The 1107-nt window shown below is 35.2% G+C and carries 2 protein-coding genes; both read left to right on the top strand.

The features are described from left to right. Nucleotides 1-193 precede the first annotated feature (193 nt). Entirely contained in the window at nucleotides 194-409 is a 216-nt protein-coding gene (locus tag BGO59_RS24760; protein ID WP_109570615.1) for a helix-turn-helix transcriptional regulator, read from the top strand. A gap of 7 nt (nucleotides 410-416) precedes the next feature. After that, a partial coding sequence (locus tag BGO59_RS24755; protein WP_293687866.1) for a hypothetical protein occupies nucleotides 417-1107 on the top strand: 691 nt, incomplete at its 3' end.

Genomic DNA, 1107 nt, shown 5'->3' with positions numbered 1-1107 from the left:
TGTGGAAAAAGAGGCGTTATAAGAAAGTGGCAGTCAAAGGAAGTGTTTGGCTGTGAGTGGCTTTGTTGGTGGGGACTTCCAGAACGGAAGTACAAATGATGGGAGGCTTTTATTGCAATTTACAGTTGGTTCAATGCAACTTTTAAATTACATTTGTACATTCATAATAAAGTCAATTTTAATCCTTTTTGAGATGAAAATATCAGGCAGACATATTGGAGAAATGCTGAAAGAAGCCAGAGAACAAAGACAGCTAACTCAAGAACAATTAGCCCAAAAAGTGGGTAAGAAAAGGAGTTACATTTCTAAGGTCGAAACTGATTATGGCAATAATATCAAACTTCAAACCCTTAAAGAGATAGTAGAAAAGGGATTTGACGGTACGGTTAAAATTAATTTGGAACTCTGATTTGTATATGGATAAATTATTGAAGAACGCTTTTAAAATGCAAATTCAATCCAAAGAAGGATTTGAGTTCGAAGAATTTATTGATGAACTGTTTCTTTTGAAATATGGCGTTGATAACTATACGCCCATCAGGAGGAATAAGGATAAAGGCAATGACGGTACTATTTTGCCCGAACAAAAGATATTGGCTTGTTATGCGCCAAGAAAATATAGCAAAACTGATTTTGAAACAAAAGTTTTAGGTGCAGCAAATAAAGAAGGAGATTTTGAAAAATACCAAAAAAACTGGAAAGACAAATTTCCAAATTGGGAAATGTATGTTAACCACGAAGTGTCACCGGAACAATTTACACTAATTCAGGGTTTAGATGGCGATACTTCGATTAAGGGGATAGACCAAATTCTTTCTATTGTTGATGAACTTGTATCAAGTAAAAAAAGGAAACTTGCAGCCTACTTAGGCATTGAAAACTTTTTTATACAGGACTACATTCAGGAAATCATTAATGACCTACTGAATGCCTCAAACGAAGAAGATAAAGCTCTGCATTTCGACAGGAAAACATTAGTCCCTCCCCAAAAGAAAATCGAACTCAACTTTGAACAGGAAGATTGGGATGGGATGAACTCGGAAATGGTATTGGTTATGGCGGAGTTTAATACGATTACCAATATACTTTCGGGATATAATGATGATG

The sequence above is a fragment of the Spirosoma sp. 48-14 genome, from assembly GCF_001898575.1.
Lineage (GTDB): Bacteria > Bacteroidota > Bacteroidia > Cytophagales > Spirosomataceae > Spirosoma.
This window is presented reverse-complemented; position numbering and strand designations above follow the sequence as displayed.